9 protein-coding genes are annotated in these 16903 nt (G+C 61.8%); 3 read left to right on the forward strand and 6 right to left on the reverse strand.

Features of this window, described 5'->3' with window-relative positions; all coding sequences use genetic code 11:
• Positions 1-184 precede the first annotated feature (184 nt).
• Complete coding sequence (gene putA / locus ACO77H_RS02130) at positions 185-4138, reverse strand: trifunctional transcriptional regulator/proline dehydrogenase/L-glutamate gamma-semialdehyde dehydrogenase (RefSeq protein ID WP_169952318.1); 3954 nt, start codon at positions 4136-4138, stop codon at positions 185-187.
• 29 nt (positions 4139-4167) lie between these two features.
• Here putA and ACO77H_RS02135 point away from each other — a divergent pair, with 29 nt between their 5' ends.
• Positions 4168-4422 (forward strand): hypothetical protein, encoded by a 255-nt coding sequence (locus ACO77H_RS02135; protein WP_432754943.1) that lies wholly within the window; start codon positions 4168-4170, stop codon positions 4420-4422.
• 157 nt (positions 4423-4579) lie between these two features.
• The gene (putP, locus tag ACO77H_RS02140; protein WP_169952316.1) at positions 4580-6064 is read left to right on the forward strand and encodes a sodium/proline symporter PutP; all 1485 of its coding nucleotides are present in this window, start codon (positions 4580-4582) and stop codon (positions 6062-6064) included.
• A gap of 146 nt (positions 6065-6210) precedes the next feature.
• Here the strand turns inward: putP and ACO77H_RS02145 are convergent, their stop codons facing one another.
• Positions 6211-7479, reverse strand: a complete 1269-nt coding sequence (locus tag ACO77H_RS02145) for an O-acetylhomoserine aminocarboxypropyltransferase/cysteine synthase family protein (RefSeq protein ID WP_169952314.1) — start codon at positions 7477-7479, stop codon at positions 6211-6213.
• Between the two features lie 252 nt (positions 7480-7731).
• Here ACO77H_RS02145 and ACO77H_RS02150 point away from each other — a divergent pair, with 252 nt between their 5' ends.
• The gene (locus tag ACO77H_RS02150; protein ID WP_032862126.1) at positions 7732-8568 is read left to right on the forward strand and encodes a 23S rRNA (adenine(2030)-N(6))-methyltransferase RlmJ; all 837 of its coding nucleotides are present in this window, start codon (positions 7732-7734) and stop codon (positions 8566-8568) included.
• A 96-nt stretch (positions 8569-8664) separates the two neighbouring features.
• Here ACO77H_RS02150 and msrA read toward each other — a convergent pair whose 3' ends face one another.
• The 4 genes from msrA to aceE form a co-directional block, all read right to left on the reverse strand.
• A complete protein-coding gene (gene msrA, locus ACO77H_RS02155) occupies positions 8665-9312 on the reverse strand; it encodes a peptide-methionine (S)-S-oxide reductase MsrA (RefSeq protein ID WP_169952312.1) in 648 nt (215 codons plus the stop codon).
• A 67-nt stretch (positions 9313-9379) separates the two neighbouring features.
• Positions 9380-12070 carry a putative bifunctional diguanylate cyclase/phosphodiesterase gene (locus ACO77H_RS02160; protein ID WP_432754944.1) on the reverse strand — a complete coding sequence of 897 codons (2691 nt, stop codon included), beginning with the start codon at positions 12068-12070 and terminating at the stop codon, positions 9380-9382.
• A gap of 311 nt (positions 12071-12381) precedes the next feature.
• Positions 12382-14025 carry a dihydrolipoyllysine-residue acetyltransferase gene (gene aceF / locus ACO77H_RS02165; protein WP_169952308.1) on the reverse strand — a complete coding sequence of 548 codons (1644 nt, stop codon included), beginning with the start codon at positions 14023-14025 and terminating at the stop codon, positions 12382-12384.
• A gap of 11 nt (positions 14026-14036) precedes the next feature.
• Positions 14037-16682 (reverse strand): pyruvate dehydrogenase (acetyl-transferring), homodimeric type, encoded by a 2646-nt coding sequence (gene aceE / locus ACO77H_RS02170; protein WP_169952306.1) that lies wholly within the window; start codon positions 16680-16682, stop codon positions 14037-14039.
• Positions 16683-16903: the final 221 nt, after the last annotated feature.

A 16903-nucleotide genomic window follows, 5' to 3' on the forward strand; every position in this document is an offset into this window, starting at 1 on the left:
CAAAACACAGCGCAAAGGTATGACGCGGTCAATGTGGGAGCTGGCTTGCCGGCGATAGCGGTAGGCCAGGCAATATTTGCATGGCTGACCCGCCACTATCGCAGGCAAGCCCGCTCCCACACTTATCCGGTTTCGACCGATGCAATGCAGTGGGGCACCCATTGCAGGTGCCCCACTGGATTGATTAGCCGATGGTCATCAAGCTCGCGTTACCACCCGCCGCAGCGGTGTTGACGCTCAATGCACGTTCGATCACCAGGCGCTCCAACGCAATGTTGGTTTCGCCCGAAGACAGGCCGTTGACCCCGACAATCGCGCCGCTACGCTGCGCCACTTGCTGGCAAACCCCGCGCAGTTGGTCGCAATCGCCATGGTGCAGGACCGCATCGAAGATCACTTCGTCCTTGGTCCAGTCGGCCACGCGCTGGATCTTCGCCTGAACTTCCTTCGGCAGCCGTGGGAACAGCGCCTTGGTCAGGTCAGTTTCCGGCCATACCGCCGAGCTGCCTACAGCCAATACCGCCGCCAGTTGCGCCAGCAGATCGCCTTCCACCTCTGCCAGGCACAGTACGTGCTCGCGGGGCAGGATGGCGTAGCTGTTGCGCTCGCCGGTCGGGCCGGCCAGCAGGCGGGTGATACCGCTTTGCGATTGCGCGGCGAACTGGTTGCACAGGGCGCCCAGGTCGCTGAACTTATTGCTCTCGGCCCAGGTTTTCAGGGCGGTCAGCGGTTGGCTCATGGCGTCACGCAGACGTACATCCGGCGCGGCCAGTGCGTCACCCCGTACGAAGGATTGCTCGATCGCATCGGTAGGACGTGTCGACAGCAGGCGGTACAGGTACAGCGGGCCACCGGCTTTCGGACCGGTGCCCGACAAGCCTTCGCCGCCGAATGGCTGCACGCCGACCACGGCCCCGACGATGTTGCGGTTGACGTAGACGTTACCGGCATGGACGTTGTCGATCACCTTGGCGATGGTCTCGTCGATACGGGTGTGCACGCCCAGGGTCAGACCGTAGCCAGAAGCATTGATTTGACCGATCAACTGGTCGATTTCCTTACGCTTGTAGCGCACCACGTGCAGGACCGGGCCGAAGATCTCCCGTTGCAGCTCGTCGAAGCTTTCCAGCTCGATCAGGGTTGGCATCACGAAGGTGCCGCGCTTGATTTCTTCGCTGTCGGCGATTGCCACCTGATACACGGTGCGACCCTTGTCGCGCATGGCTTGGATGTGTTTCTCGATGCCCGCCTTGGCTTCGGCATCGATCACCGGGCCGATATCCACGGACAGGCGCTCCGGATTGCCGAGACGGCATTCGGCCATGGCGCCCTTGAGCATTTCGATGACGCGGTCTGCCGAATCTTCCTGCAGGCACAGTACGCGCAAGGCAGAGCAACGCTGGCCGGCACTGTCGAAGGCCGAGGACACGACGTCGATCACCACCTGTTCGGTCAGGGCCGAGGAGTCGACGATCATCGCGTTCTGGCCACCGGTTTCGGCGATCAGCGGGATTGGGCGGCCCTGGGCATCCAGGCGCCCGGCGACGTTGCGTTGCAGCAGGCGCGCCACCTCGGTGGAACCGGTGAACATCACGCCTTTGACGCGATCATCACCCACCAGGCGGGCACCGACGCTTTCGCCCTGGCCCGGCAGCAGTTGCAGCACGCCTTCAGGGATGCCGGCTTCCAGCAGCAGGCGCACGGCTTGCGCGGCAACCAGCGGGGTTTGTTCGGCCGGCTTGGCCAGTACCGGGTTGCCGGCGGCGAGTGCGGCGGCGACTTGGCCGCTGAAGATCGCCAGCGGGAAGTTCCACGGGCTGATGCAGACTACCGGGCCCAGTGGGCGGTGGGCGTCGTTGGTGAAGTCGTTACGCGCCTGCACTGCGTAGTAGCGCAGGAAGTCCACGGCTTCACGCACTTCGGCGATGGCGTTGGCGAAGGTCTTGCCGGCTTCGCGGGCCAGCAGGCCCATCAGCGGCTGGATCTCGCCTTCCATCAAGTCGGCGGCACGTTCCAGGATCGCGGCGCGTTCGGCCGGCGGGGTGGCCTGCCAGATCGGTGCGGCGTTGAGGGCGCACTGGATCGCGTTGTCCACGTCTTCGACCGTGGCTTCCTGGACATGGCCGACCACATCCCGCAGGTCGGAGGGGTTCAGTACCGGCACAGCGGCTTCATTGCTCGAAGCACAGCCGAGCATCGGCGCGGCTTTCCAGTTGTTGTGCGCGGTGGCCAGCAAGGCGCAGGACAGCGACGCCAGGCGGTGTTCGTTGGCCAGGTCGATACCGGCCGAGTTGGCGCGCTCGCTGCCATACAGGTCGCGCGGCAGTGGGATACGAGGGTGCGGCAGGCCGAAGCCGCCTTCCAGCGTCGCCATCTGCTCGATGCTGGCCACTGGATCAGCCACCAGCTCCTGGATCGAGATGGATTGGTCGGCGATTCGGTTGACGAACGAGGTGTTGGCGCCGTTTTCCAGCAGGCGACGCACCAGGTAGGCCAGCAGTGTTTCGTGGGTGCCGACCGGAGCGTACACGCGGCACGGACGGTTCAGCTTGCCTTCGGAAACCTTGCCTACAACCTGTTCGTACAGCGGTTCACCCATGCCGTGCAGGCACTGGAACTCGTACTGGCCGGGGTAATAGTTCTGGCCGGCAATATGGTAGATGGCCGACAGGGTGTGGGCGTTGTGCGTGGCGAACTGCGGGTAGATGACTTCCGGTACCGACAGCAGCTTGCGTGCGCAGGCGATGTAGGACACGTCGGTGTACACCTTGCGGGTGTACACCGGGTAGCCTTCCAGGCCTTCGACCTGGGCGCGCTTGATCTCGCTGTCCCAGTACGCGCCTTTTACCAGGCGGATCATCAGGCGGTGACGGCTGCGGCGTGCCAGGTCGATCACGTAGTCGATCACGTACGGGCAGCGCTTCTGGTAGGCCTGGATCACGAAACCGATACCGTTCCAGCCGGTCAGTTGCGGCTCGAAGCACAGGCGCTCGAGCAGGTCCAGGGACAGCTCCAGGCGGTCGGCTTCTTCGGCATCGATGTTCAGGCCGATGTCGTATTGCTTGGCCAACAGGGTCAGGGACAGCAGGCGCGGGTACAGCTCGTCCATCACGCGCTCGTACTGGGCACGGCTGTAGCGCGGGTGCAGCGCCGACAGCTTGATGGAGATGCCCGGGCCTTCATAAATCCCACGGCCGTGAGAGGCTTTGCCGATGGAGTGAATGGCTTGTTCGTACGAGGCCAGGTACTTCTGTGCATCGTGTTCGGTCAGTGCAGCTTCACCGAGCATGTCGTAGGAATAGCGGAAGCCCTTGGCTTCGAACTTGCTCGCGTTGGCCAGGGCTTCGGCGATGGTTTCGCCGGTGACGAACTGTTCGCCCATCAGGCGCATGGCCATGTCGACGCCCTTGCGGATCATCGGCTCGCCGCTCTTGCCGATGATGCGGCTCAGGGAGGAGGTCAGGCCGGCCTCGTTGTGGGTGGCGACCAGTTTGCCGGTCAGCAGCAGGCCCCAGGTGGCGGCATTGACGAACAGCGACGGGCTGTTGCCCAGGTGCGGCTGCCAGTTGCCGGTGCTGATCTTGTCGCGGATCAGCGCGTCACGAGTGCCCTTGTCAGGGATACGCAGCAGCGCTTCGGCCAGGCACATCAGCGCCACGCCTTCCTGGGACGACAGGGAAAATTCCTGCAGCAGGCCCTGGACGATACCGGCACGGCCGCCGGCGCTCTTCTGGTTACGCAGTTTTTCGGCAATCGAGGCGGCGAGCTTGTTGGTGGCTTCGGCCATCTGGGCCGGCAGGCGGGCCTGCTCGATCAGCATCGGCACCACTTCCGGCTCAGGGCGGCGGTAGGCGGCAGTGATCGAGGCGCGCAGCACCGATTGCGGCAGGATGCTTTCGGCAAATTCGAGGAAGCACTGGTGGGCGTGGTCGTTCTGCACCTCACCGGCGTCGTCTGCGTCCTTGAGGCCCGAACCGTTGAGTTCGGTCAGGGTTGCACCACCCTCCAGTTTCTCCAGGTAATTGAAAATTGCCTGCTTGATCAGCCAGTGCGGCGTGCGATCAATGGAGGTCGCGGCGGCCTTCAGGCGTTCGCGGGTCGGGTCATCGAGTTTGACCCCAAGGGTGGTCGTAGCCATATTTTTATCCTCATGGGTGCCACTACTGCGTGGCATCAGCTGGCGGCAAGATTAGCTTTGCGCCGTACGAGGTGCAACCGGGTGCAACCCATTTTCTTCAGGAAATCCGCACTGCTCGTCAGAATTCATTTTCACTCGACGGAATCGGCTTGTTGTTGGTGCATTTACTTCTGGATTTGGCTGTTCTTGCTCCGAAAAGGAGCAAAAAACTGCCATTTGCCGAAAAACATCTACAGGTGCAACTAATTCTCAAGAAACTGGTTGCACCTTATTTGCTTTGTTGAATAGCATTCGCGGCCAAGGTGCAACCAATTGTAAAGTTCGGTTCATCGGCTGATGGCTTTCCTGGGGAAACGTCAGTCATAAATGCGCGGCATGCAGCTTCGTCTACAAGAGCTGACAGACCGCCGCTACATAAAAACAAAGCCAGGGCGTAACTCAATGAGCGTAAGTAATCCAACCCTGATCACATTTGTGATCTACATCGCCGCAATGGTGCTGATCGGTCTCATGGCCTATCGCTCCACCAATAACCTTTCCGATTACATCCTCGGTGGTCGCAGCCTCGGCAGCGTCGTTACCGCACTCTCGGCTGGCGCCTCGGATATGAGCGGCTGGTTGTTGATGGGCCTGCCGGGCGCCATCTACATGTCGGGCCTGTCGGAAAGCTGGATCGCCATCGGCCTGATCGTCGGTGCTTACCTGAACTGGCTGTTTGTGGCCGGTCGCCTGCGCGTGCAGACCGAACACAACGGCGACGCCCTGACCCTGCCGGACTACTTCTCCAGCCGCTTTGAAGACAAAAGCGGCCTGCTGCGGATTATCTCGGCGGTGGTGATCCTGGTGTTCTTCACCATCTACTGCGCCTCTGGCATCGTCGCGGGTGCGCGTTTGTTCGAAAGCACCTTTGGCATGTCCTACGGGACTGCGCTGTGGGCCGGTGCTGCGGCGACGATTGCCTACACCTTCATCGGTGGTTTCCTGGCAGTGAGCTGGACAGATACCGTACAAGCCACGCTGATGATCTTCGCGTTGATCCTCACGCCAATCATCGTGCTGTTGGCCACCGGCGGTGTCGATACTACGTTCCTGGCTATCGAAGCGAACGATCCAACCAACTTCGACATGCTCAAAAACACCACCTTCATCGGCATCATCTCGCTGATGGGCTGGGGCCTGGGCTACTTCGGCCAGCCGCACATCCTCGCGCGGTTCATGGCGGCGGATTCGGTCAAGTCGATTGCCAATGCCCGTCGTATCTCCATGACCTGGATGATCCTGTGCCTGGCCGGCACCGTGGCGGTAGGCTTCTTCGGTATTGCCTACTTCTCGGCACACCCTGAAGTCGCCGGTCCCGTGACCGAAAACCCTGAGCGTGTGTTCATCGAACTGGCCAAGCTGCTGTTCAACCCGTGGATTGCTGGCGTGCTGCTGTCGGCCATCCTGGCTGCCGTGATGAGCACCCTGAGCTGCCAACTGCTGGTGTGCTCCAGCGCCCTGACCGAAGACTTCTACAAGGCGTTCCTGCGCAAGGGCGCGTCCCAGCTTGAGCTGGTATGGGTCGGCCGGATCATGGTGCTGGTAGTGGCGTTGATCGCGATTGCGATGGCCGCCAACCCGGAAAACCGCGTACTGGGCCTGGTGAGCTACGCCTGGGCCGGCTTCGGCGCTGCGTTCGGTCCTGTGGTGCTGATCTCGGTCCTGTGGAAAGGCATGACCCGCAACGGCGCACTGGCCGGGATCCTGGTCGGCGCGATCACCGTGATCGTGTGGAAACACTTCGAACTGCTGGGTCTGTACGAAATCATCCCAGGCTTCCTGTTCGCCAGCCTGGCGATCTACTTCGTGAGCAAGATGGGCGCCCCGACTGCCGGTATGGTTGAGCGCTTCACTGCTGCCGAGAAAGACTACAACCTCAACAAATGAGGCGTTCGTATTGGCCTTGATGGCCAGGTGAACTGAAAAAGGCCCGCATCCTTGGATGGCGGGCCTTTTTTTGTGTCGGGATTTACTGAAATTGCCTGTAGCGCACGCAGCCACGCCAGCCTTGCCTGGCTGCGTGCGCGGGTGAATCAGGCGTTCAGTGACTGTTGCAGGTCATCGAGCAGGTCTTCAATCGCCTCGATACCCACCGACAGGCGGATCATCTCCGGGCGTACCCCGGCCTTGGCTTGCTCGTCTTCGTTCATCTGCCGGTGGGTGGTGGACGCCGGATGGCAGGCCAGGGATTTGGCATCGCCGATATTCACCAGGCGCTTGAAGATTTGCAGCGCATCGTAGAAACGCACACCGGCCGCATAGCCGCCCTTGAGGCCGAAGGACAGGATCGCCGAGGGTTTGCCCTGCATGTACTTTTGCGCCAGGTGATGGTGCGGGTGATCCGGCAGGCCGGCGTAGCTGACCCATTCCACCTGCTCGTGGGCTTGCAGGAACTGCGCGACTTTCAGCGCGTTCTCGGTATGGCGCTCCATGCGCAGGGCCAGGGTTTCCAGGCCTTGCAGCAGCAGGAAGGCGTTCATTGGCGCCAAGGCTGCGCCGGTGTTGCGCAGCGGTACGGTGCGGGCACGGGCGATAAAGGCCGCCGGGCCGAATTTTTCGCTGTACACCACACCGTGGTAGGCCGGCTCCGGCTGGTTGAGGCCGGGGAATTTGTGCGGGTAGTCGGTCCAGGGGAAGGTGCCGCTGTCGACGATCACCCCGCCCAGGGAGTTGCCGTGGCCGCCGACATACTTGGTCAGGGAATGCACGACGATGTCCGCGCCGAACTGGATCGGCTTGCACAGGATCGGTGTGGCGACGGTGTTATCCACCATCAGCGGTACGCCACGGGCATGGGCGACGTCGGCCAGGGCCTGCAGGTCGACGATATTGCCGGCCGGGTTGCCGATGCTTTCGCAGTACACCAGCTTGGTGTTGTCGTCGATCAGCTCGGCGATGGCCTCGGCCGAGTCATCACGGGCGAAGCGCACGTCTACGCCGAAGCTCGGCAGCAGGTGGGCGAACAGGGTGTAGGTGCCGCCGTACAACTGCGGGGTGGAGACGATATTGTCGCCGGCGCGGGTCAGGGCCTGGATGGCATAGTGGATCGCCGCGCTGCCCGCCGACACGGCCAGGGCAGCGATCCCGCCTTCCAGCGCCGCCATGCGCTGCTCCAGCACATCGTTGGTGGGGTTCATGATCCGTGTGTAGATGTTGCCGGGCACGTCGAGGTTGAACAGGTCGGCGCCGTGCTGGGCGTTATCGAACTCGAACGCGACGTTCTGGTAGATCGGCACGGCGACGGCCTTGGTGGTCGGGTCCGACTTGAAGCCGTGATGCAATGCGATTGTGGCGTCTTTCATGAGTGTTACTGACCTCCCTGGATTGCATGGGGCAGCCCCGGATAAGGTAGGAGCTGGCTTGCCTGCGATGGCATCAGCGCAGAGTACGGGTAATACCGCGTCGCCTGCATCGCGGGCAAGCCCGCTCGCACATAACTCGCTAGAACGTTTTCGCTGCTGTTCCTACATTTGCGACATAAGCACCGCCCAGCATGCAGCCCTGCACCTTTGCCCGCGTAAAAGGTAAACTTCGCCCCCTGCGCAGGAGCAACCATGAATTATCGTCACGCCTTTCACGCCGGCAACCATGCCGATGTCTTCAAACACCTGACCTTGACCCGCCTCATCGCCCTGATGTCGCGCAAGGAGCAGCCGTTTGCCTATCTCGACACCCACGCCGGGATTGGTCTGTACGACCTGCAAGGCGACCAGGCCAACCGCACCGGTGAATACCTGGAAGGCATCGCCCGCCTGTGGGGCGAGGCGGACCTGCCGGCGCTGACCGCCGACTACATGCAGGTGCTGCACGAGATGAACCCGGATGGCCAATTGCGCTATTACCCGGGTTCGCCAGAGCTGGCGCGGCGCCTGACCCGGCCCCAGGACCGCGTGCTGCTCAACGAAAAACATCCCGAAGACGGTGTGTTGCTCAAGGACAACATGAAGGGCGATCGGCGTGTGAAGGTCCATCTGGGCGAAGGTTGGCACGTGCCACGGGCCTTGCTGCCGGTGCCGGAAAAGCGCGCGTTGATGCTGATCGACCCACCGTTCGAGCAACTCGACGAGATGCAGCGCTGCGCCGCCTCCCTCAAGGAAGCCGTGGGCCGCATGCGCCAGACGGTCGCCGCGATCTGGTACCCGGTGAAGGATCAGCGCATGTTGCGCCGCTTCTACCAGGACCTGGCCGGCACCGGCGCGCCGAAGCTGCTGCGTGTGGAATTGCTGGTGCATCCGCTGGACACGCCCAACACCCTGACCGGCTCGGGCCTGGCGATTGCCAACCCGCCGTGGGGGCTGGAGGAGGAACTGCGTGAGCTGCTGCCGTGGCTGTCAAAGAAACTGGGGCAGACCCAGGGTGGCTGGCAGATGGATTGGTTGATCGCCGAATAACGGCATCGCTGTTTAGATTGCTATCGCGGGCAAGCCCGCTCCCACATGGTTATGCGATCCCATGTGGGAGCGGGCTTGCCCGCGATGCTTTTGAGGTCAGATCGGGCAGGTCACGCCAGTACCGCCGATCCCGCAGTAACCCTGCGGGTTCTTCGCCAGGTACTGCTGGTGGTAGGCCTCGGCGAAGTACACTGTTGGCGCCTGGTCGATTTGCGTGGTGATCTCGCCCAGGCCAGCCTTGGTCAGTTCTTCCTGATAAGCCTGTGCACTGGCCTGCGCCGCGTCCAGTTGCTCAGGCGTGGTGGCATAGATCACCGAGCGATACTGGCTGCCGATATCATTGCCCTGGCGCATGCCCTGGGTCGGGTTGTGCAGTTCCCAGAACATCTTCAACAGGTCTTCGTACTTGAGCTTGGCCTGGTCATACACCACCAGCACCACTTCGCTATGGCCGGTCAGGCCCGAGCAGACTTCTTCATAGGTCGGGTTTGGCGTGAAGCCGCCGGCGTAGCCGACCACCGTGCTGACCACGCCGTCGCGCTGCCAGAACTTGCGCTCGGCGCCCCAGAAACAACCGAGGCCAAAGATCGCAAAGCCCACATCGTCCATAAACGGGCCCAGCAGCGGGTTACCGTTGACGAAGTGCGTCTCGGGCAGGTTCATCGGGGTTTCACGACCAGGCAAGGCTTGTTCGGCAGTAGGCAGCACGTTTTTATTCACCAGGATTTCCGAGCGCAAGACCATGATCAGTCCTCTCGTCAGGTTGAGTTAACAGTTCAGACCACCAGTGTGCCCGAGTGTTACAGCGCTGTCAGGCGATTGGCCCGCGCGGATAGCGTTTGAGCTTCTCTAGCAACTCGGAGCCGGGAATTGGCCGGTCGAACAGGTAGCCCTGGCCGACGTCGCACCGATGGCGGCGCAGGAACGCCAGTTGTTCGGCGGTCTCGATGCCTTCGGCGACCACCTTGAGCTTGAGGTTGTGCGCCATGGCGATCACTGCCGAGGTGATTTCCATGTCGTCCTGGTTGTCCGGGATCTCATGGATAAAGCTGCGGTCGATCTTGATGATGTCGATGGGGAATTTCTTCAGGTAACTGAGGGACGAGTAACCGGTGCCGAAATCATCCATGGCCAGGGTCAGGCCAAAGCTCTTCAACTGGTCCAGTTGCAGGCGCGTGTCTTCGGTGGCTTCCAGCAGCAGGCCCTCGGTCAGCTCCAGCTCCAGCAGGTTGGCCGGCAGCTGTTCTTCCTTGAGGATGCTGGCGATGGAGGCCACCAGGTCCGGGTCGGAAAACTGCTTGGGCGACAGGTTGATCGCCACCTGCAGGTTGCCCAGGCCGGCGGCGCTCAACTGCTTGCTCATGCGGCAGGCCTGGCGCGCGATCCATTTGCCGATGGGGATGATCAGGCCGGTCTCTTCGGCGACGCTGATGAACTGGTCCGGGCGGATCATGCCCTTTTCCGGGTGGTTCCAGCGCAGCAGCGCCTCCATACCCAGCAGGCGCCCGCTGCGCAGGCACAGCTTGGGCTGGTAGAACACGTCCAGCTCGTTCTGGGTCAGGGCGCGGCGCAGGTTGTTTTCGACGAACAGTTTGTAACTGGCCTCGGCATTCAGGGCCTCGGTAAACACCTGCACCTGGTGCTTGCCGTTGGCCTTGGCCTTGTGCAGCGCCAGGCCGGCGTTGCGCATCAGGGTCTGCGGGTCGCGGCCATGCAGCGGCGCGCAGGCCAGGCCCACGGAGCCGGTGACGCTGATCAACTGGTTGTCGACGAACATCGGTTTGTCGAGGGTCATCAGCAACTGGCAGGCCATTTGCTGGCCGGCCTCAAGGTCGGCGTTGTCGAGCAGCACCGCAAATTCGTTACTGGCAAAGCGTGCCAGGCTGCCACCGGCATTGAGGCTGTTGCGCAGGCGTCGGGCCAGGCTGATCAGCAGCTTGTCGCCGGTCTGGTGGCCGAGGCTGTCGTTGATCCGCTTGAAGTTGTCGATATCCACCAGCAGCAGGCTGATGGGTGCGTCGTTGTCGCGGGCGAAGCGTTCGTCGAGGTTGCGGATAAACGCCGGGCGGTTACCCAGGTTGGTCAGGTTGTCGGTGTAGGCCAGGCGCTCGATACGCTGCTGGGCCAGCTTGGTCTGGGTGATGTCTTCGTAGATGCCGATGTAGTGGGTCAGTTCGCGATTGTCGCCATACACCTTGGAGATCGACAGCTGGCCCCAGTACGGTTCGAGGTTTTTGCGCCGGCTCTTGAACTCGCCCTGCCAACTGTTGCTCTTGGCAAGGCTGGAGGGCGCGTCGAACAGCAGTTCGCTGAGGTTTTCCAGGGCCGGCAACTGGGCCAGGCGATGGCCGTGGACTTCCTCGGTGCTGTACTGGGTGATCGCGGTGAAACTGGGGTTGACGTACTCCACCACGCCGTCGCAATTGACCAGCAGGAAGGCATTGGCACTTTGCTCCACGGCGCGCTGGAACAGGTGCAGGGCGCTGGTGGCGGTGCGCCGGTTATGGTTGTTGATGACCTGGGCGAACTGGTCGGCCAATTCGCCGGCAAAGGCGATTTCATCGGACAGCCAGTCCCGGGTGCCAGCGCTTTGTTCCAGGCACAGTACGCCCACCACCTGGCCATCGACGCGGATGCTGGCGTCGAGCATGGCGTGGATGTCCATGGGCCGCAGGCTTTCGACCATGTCCCGGGTGCGCGGGTCGCGCATCGCATTGCCGGCATCGATGGCGCGGCAGCTCTGCAGGGCTTCGAGGTAGTCCGGGAAGCCACTGGCATCAATCGGCGCCGGCATATGGTGTTGCTGGTCGGCGCGATGAAACGCAGAGATCGGCACCAACTGCTGGCCTTCGAGGTTCCAGATGCTGGCGCAGTCGATCTGGTAGATGTCACAGGCACTGCGGGTGATCAGTTCGGCGGCTTCTTGCAGGGAGTTGTTGGTGCTGTAGCGCTGGCGGGCCAGCAGCAGGATCAGTTCCTGCTGGGCGCGCACCCGCTCCAGGTGCTGCAACTGCTCCTGTTGGGCGCGCTGGTTGAGCTCCAGGGCGATCTGCAGGCGGCTGTTCTGGTCTTCCAGGTCGGCGGCGGGTAGCGGCGCCAGGTTGCTGAATAAACCGTCCACCACCATCAGGTAGCCGCGCAGCAGGTGGCGATTGTGTTGCTTGTAGGCCTCGCCGACCTCCAGCAGGCTCAGCGGGCCGTCGTTGGTGTGCAGGGTGTAGCGCACCAGGTAATGGGGGCTGGTGGTCAGTTGCTGCTGGATCGTGTCGTGCAACTGATAGCGCGCCTGGGGTTCCATCAGGCTGGCGTAGGGCGAGCCGATCAGCGAGCACAGCTCTACTGCGGGCAAGCCGAATTGGCGTTCACAATTGGGGTCGAGGTACAGCAGCGCCCAGCTAGCCTCATTCAGCCGCTCGAAACGCAGCATACCGAGGCGCGAAGGCACCGGTAATTGCGTCACGACCTCGGCCGCCGTTCGGGCGACATCGGGTTGGCTTTTCATGGGGGAACTCGCTTGGAAAAATGCGCATCGCGCCGGGCTATCGCCCTCTTTGCTGCTGTCTGCGGCAAGGTTGCATCATGCAGCGCGGACTGACAAGAGAGGATGAAGGCTAAGTGCTATAAGTGGGTTATCGGCCGCAGGGCGGTTTTCTACAGTCGGCCTGATAGATGGTCTGTCGATTCCCTGTAGGAGCCGGCTCCTGCAAACCACAGGCAAAAAAAGCCCCGCCAAATTGGCGGGGTTGAGGTACGAGCGTGGCGCTCGGAAATCGTTGCAACCAGCCTCCCCGGTGAAGGGGAGGCTGCTGCGGCTTACAGCAGGATGGTGCGGATGTCGTTGAGCAACTGGCTCAGGCGCTGGGTGAAGCGTGCAGCGGCCGCGCCATTGATCACACGGTGATCGTAGGACAGCGACAGTGGCAGCATCAGCTTCGGCTGGAAGGCCTTGCCGTCCCACACAGGCTGGATGGTGGCCTTGGAAACACCAAGGATCGCCACTTCCGGCGCGTTGACGATTGGCGTGAAGCCAGTACCGCCAATGTGCCCGAGGCTGGAGATGGTGAAGCAGGCGCCTTGCATGTCGTCCGGAGTCAGCTTCTTGTCGCGGGCCTTGGCAGCCAGTGCAGCCGCTTCGCCAGCCAGTTGCAGCAGGCTCTTCTGGTCGACGTTCTTGATGACCGGTACCAGCAGGCCATCCGGGGTGTCGACCGCGAAGCCGATGTGTACGTATTTCTTGCGAATGATCGCCTTGCCGCTTGGTGCCAGCGAACTGTTGAAGTCCGGCAGTTCCTTGAGCAGGTGCGCGCAGGCCTTGAGCAGCAGTGGCAGCACGGTCAGTTTCACGCCGGCCTTTTCGGCCACGGCTTTCTGCGCAACGCGGAAAGCTTCCAGGTCGGTAATGTCGGCCTGGTCGAACTGGGTCACGTGTGGAATGTTCAGCCAGCTGGCGTGCAGACCGGCTGCGCCGATTTGCATCAGGCGCGTCATCGGCACTTCTTCGATTTCGCCGAAGCGGCTGAAGTCTACGGTGCGGATCGGCGGAATGCCCGAGCCACCGGTAGCAGCGCCGGCAGCCGGAGCTTCCTTGGCCTTCTGCATCATGGATTTGACGTAGACCTGCACGTCTTCCTTGAGCACACGACCGTGTGGGCCGGTAGGGCTGACAGCGCTCAGCTCGACGCCGAACTCACGGGCCAGTTGACGCACGGCAGGGCCGGCGTGAGCCTTGGCACCACTTGGCGCTGGGGCAGCCGCCGGGGCCGGTGCGGCCTCGGCTTTTGCCGCAGGAGCCGGGGCGGCGGCAGCCGGTGCAGCTTCAGCCTTGGCAGCAGGAGCAGCGGCCGGCGCCGGGGCAGCAGCAGGCGCAGCGCCTTGTACTTTCAGCTTGAGGATGAAGTCGCCAGTGCCGACTTCGTCTTCGAGCTTGACCGCGATGCTTTCCACGACGCCGGCAGCCGGCGATGGGATTTCCATGGAGGCCTTGTCGGACTCCAGGGTGATCAGCGACTGGTCGGCTTCGACAGTGTCGCCGACCTTGACCAGCAGCTCGATGATCTTGGCCTTGCCCGACGAACCGATGTCCGGGACGTGAATGTCCTGGACAGTCGCCGCCGCCGGTGCAGCAGCCGGGGCCGCAGGGGCCTCGGCAGCCGCCGCTGGCTTTTCAGCCTGCGCCGGTGCAGCAGCGGCAGCAGGCGCCGCCGCCGGGGCCGCATCAGCGGCACCTTCGATTTCCAGCTCCAGCAGTTCGTCGCCTTCTTTCAGGCGGTCGCCCAGCTTCACTTTCAGGCTCTTGACCACGCCAGCCTTGGGAGCAGGGATTTCCATGCTCGCCTTGTCCGACTCCAGGGTCAGGATGCTCTGGTCGGCTTCGACGGTGTCGCCGACCTTTACAAACAGCTCGATTACTTCACCTTCACCGCTGCCGATGTCAGGTACGCGAATGAGTTCGCTCACAAAAAATCTCCTCAGCAGTCCAGTGGGTTGCGTTTTTCCGGGTTGATCCCGAACTTGACGATAGCGTCTGCTACCACCTTGGGTTCGATTTCACCACGGTCAGCCAAGGCTTCCAGGGCTGCCAACACCACGAAGTGACGGTCGACCTCGAAGAAGTGACGCAGCTTCTTGCGGCTGTCACTGCGGCCGAAACCGTCGGTGCCCAGGACTTTGAATTCCTTGGACGGGACCCACTGGCGAATTTGTTCAGCAAACAGTTTCATGTAGTCGGTAGAGGCGATGACTGGACCTTTACGGCCGGTCAGGCACTCTTCGACGTAGCTGCGCGCAGGCTTCTGGCCTGGGTGCAGGCGGTTGCTGCGCTCCACGGCCAGGCCGTCGCGACGCAGTTCGTTGAAGCTGGTAACGCTCCATACGTCAGCACCGACGTTGAACTCTTCACGCAGGATCTTCGCCGCTTCACGCACTTCGCGCAGGATGGTGCCGGAGCCCATCAGCTGTACGTGGTGTGCCGCTTCCTTGGTGTCTTCTTCGAGCAGGTACATGCCCTTGATGATGCCTTCTTCAACACCGGCCGGCATGGCTGGTTGCTGGTAGGACTCGTTCATCACGGTGATGTAGTAGAAAACGTCCTGCTGCTCTTCGGTCATCTTCTTCATGCCGTCCTGGATGATCACCGCCAGCTCGTAGCCGTAGGTTGGATCAAAGGTGCGGCAGTTCGGGATGGTGGCAGCCAGGATGTGGCTGTGACCGTCTTCGTGTTGCAGGCCTTCGCCGTTCAGCGTGGTCCGCCCGGCAGTACCGCCGATCAGGAAGCCACGGGTACGGCTGTCGCCTGCTGCCCAGGCCAGGTCGCCAATACGCTGGAAGCCGAACATCGAGTAGAAGATGTAGAACGGCAGCATCGGCTGGTTGTGGCTGGAGTACGAAGTACCGGCAGCGATGAAGGAGCTCATGGCGCCCGCTTCGTTGATACCTTCTTCGAGGATCTGGCCCTTCTTGTCTTCCTTGTAGAACATCACCTGGTCTTTATCGACTGGCTCGTAGAGCTGGCCGACGGAGGAGTAGATGCCCAACTGGCGGAACATGCCTTCCATACCGAAGGTACGGGCTTCGTCCGGGATGATCGGGACGATGCGCGGGCCGATTTCCTTGTCCTTGACCAACTGCGCGAGGATCCGCACGAAGGCCATGGTGGTGGAGATTTCACGGTCGCCCGAGCCGTCCAGGATAGCCTTGAGGGTATCGAGTGGTGGCGTCGGTACGCTGAAGCTCTGGGCGCGGCGCTGTGGCACGAAACCGCCCAGTGCAGTGCGACGCTCGCTGAGGTAGCGGGCTTCGGCGCTGTTTGGCTCGGGCTTGAAGAACGGCAGGTTCTCCAGCTCTTCGTCCTTGACCGGGATGTCGAAGCGGTCGCGGAACAACTTCAGGCTGTCGACGTCGACTTTCTTGGTGTTGTGCGCAGTGTTCTTCGCTTCGCCGGCACCAGTGCCATAACCCTTGATGGTCTTGGCCAGGATGACGGTCGGTTGTTCTTTGTGGTTGACCGCTTCGTGGTATGCCGCGTAGACCTTGTACGGGTCGTGGCCGCCACGGTTGAGTTTCCAGATCTCGTCGTCGGACAGGTCGGCAACCATCGCCTTGAGTTCAGGCGTGTTGAAGAAGTGTTCACGTACGAACGCGCCGTCTTTGGCCTTGTAGTTCTGGTACTCGCCGTCGATGACTTCGTCCATGCGGCGTTGCAGGATGCCGTCGACGTCCTTGGCCAGCAGTGGGTCCCAGAAACGGCCCCAGATGACTTTGGTCACGTTCCATTGGGCACCGCGGAACACGCCTTCGAGTTCCTGGATGATCTTGCCGTTGCCGCGAACCGGGCCGTCGAGGCGCTGCAGGTTGCAGTTGATGACGAAGATCAGGTTGTCCAGCTTCTCGCGGCCGGCCAGGGAGATGGCGCCCAGGGATTCCGGCTCGTCGCACTCGCCGTCGCCCAGGAAGCACCAGACTTTCTGCTTGCCTTCGGGGATGAAGCCACGGGCTTCCAGGTACTTCATGAAGCGTGCCTGGTAGATCGCCTGGATCGGGCCCAGGCCCATGGATACAGTCGGGAACTGCCAGAAGTCAGGCATCAGCCAAGGGTGCGGGTACGACGACAGGCCGCCACCGTCGACTTCCTGGCGGAAGTTGTTCATCTGGTCTTCGGTGATGCGACCTTCCATGAACGCACGGGCGTAGACGCCTGGCGAGGTGTGGCCCTGGAAGTAGATCAGGTCGCCGCCGTGTTCTTCGGTCGGGGCCTGGAAGAAGTAGTTGAAGCCGATGTCATACAGGGTTGCGCTGGAAGCGAAGCTGGAGATGTGACCGCCCAGGTCAGAATCTTTCAAGTTCGTGCGCATAACCATCGCCATCGCGTTCCAGCGTACCAGCGAGCGAATGCGGCGTTCCATGAACAGGTCGCCAGGCATGCGTGCTTCGTGGGTAACGGGGATGGTGTTGCGGTATGGCGTGGTAATGGCGTAGGGCAGTTGCGAGCCGCTGCGGGTCGCGAGTTCGCCCATACGGGTCATCAGGTAATGCGCACGGTCTTCGCCTTCTTTGTCGAGAACCGATTCCAGGGCGTCCAGCCATTCCTGGGTTTCGACGGGATCGAGGTCTTGCATGGCTTGCTCCAGGGCGGAAAGGCTACCAGAATCGGTTGCCTGAAGTTTGCGACTGGCCTTGTGGGCAGACGACATAAATTCTTGGATGGCCGAAGGTTGCTTCGGCGTCCTGTAGTTTTACTACAAATCGTCGGCCATTTCAGCCTTTCGAATGTATATACGAGTAGTAAAACTACACAAGACTGAGCGTATGGCTCGGTCTGGCTGGTGAGCATAATCGT

This window comes from Pseudomonas sp. WMBT8 (assembly GCF_050916005.1).
GTDB lineage: Bacteria > Pseudomonadota > Gammaproteobacteria > Pseudomonadales > Pseudomonadaceae > Aquipseudomonas.

What these genes read in the sequence shown, in the direction of transcription:
- putP (WP_169952316.1), top strand. Translation starts at nt 4,580, where the DNA reads ATGAGCGTAAGTAATCCAACCCTGATCACATTTGTGATCTACATCGCC.
- ACO77H_RS02160 (WP_432754944.1), bottom strand. Translation starts at nt 12,070, where the DNA reads ATGAAAAGCCAACCCGATGTCGCCCGAACGGCGGCCGAGGTCGTGACG.
- ACO77H_RS02150 (WP_032862126.1), top strand. Translation starts at nt 7,732, where the DNA reads ATGAATTATCGTCACGCCTTTCACGCCGGCAACCATGCCGATGTCTTC.
- msrA (WP_169952312.1), bottom strand. Translation starts at nt 9,312, where the DNA reads ATGGTCTTGCGCTCGGAAATCCTGGTGAATAAAAACGTGCTGCCTACT.
- putA (WP_169952318.1), bottom strand. Translation starts at nt 4,138, where the DNA reads ATGGCTACGACCACCCTTGGGGTCAAACTCGATGACCCGACCCGCGAA.
- aceE (WP_169952306.1), bottom strand. Translation starts at nt 16,682, where the DNA reads ATGCAAGACCTCGATCCCGTCGAAACCCAGGAATGGCTGGACGCCCTG.
- ACO77H_RS02145 (WP_169952314.1), bottom strand. Translation starts at nt 7,479, where the DNA reads ATGAAAGACGCCACAATCGCATTGCATCACGGCTTCAAGTCGGACCCG.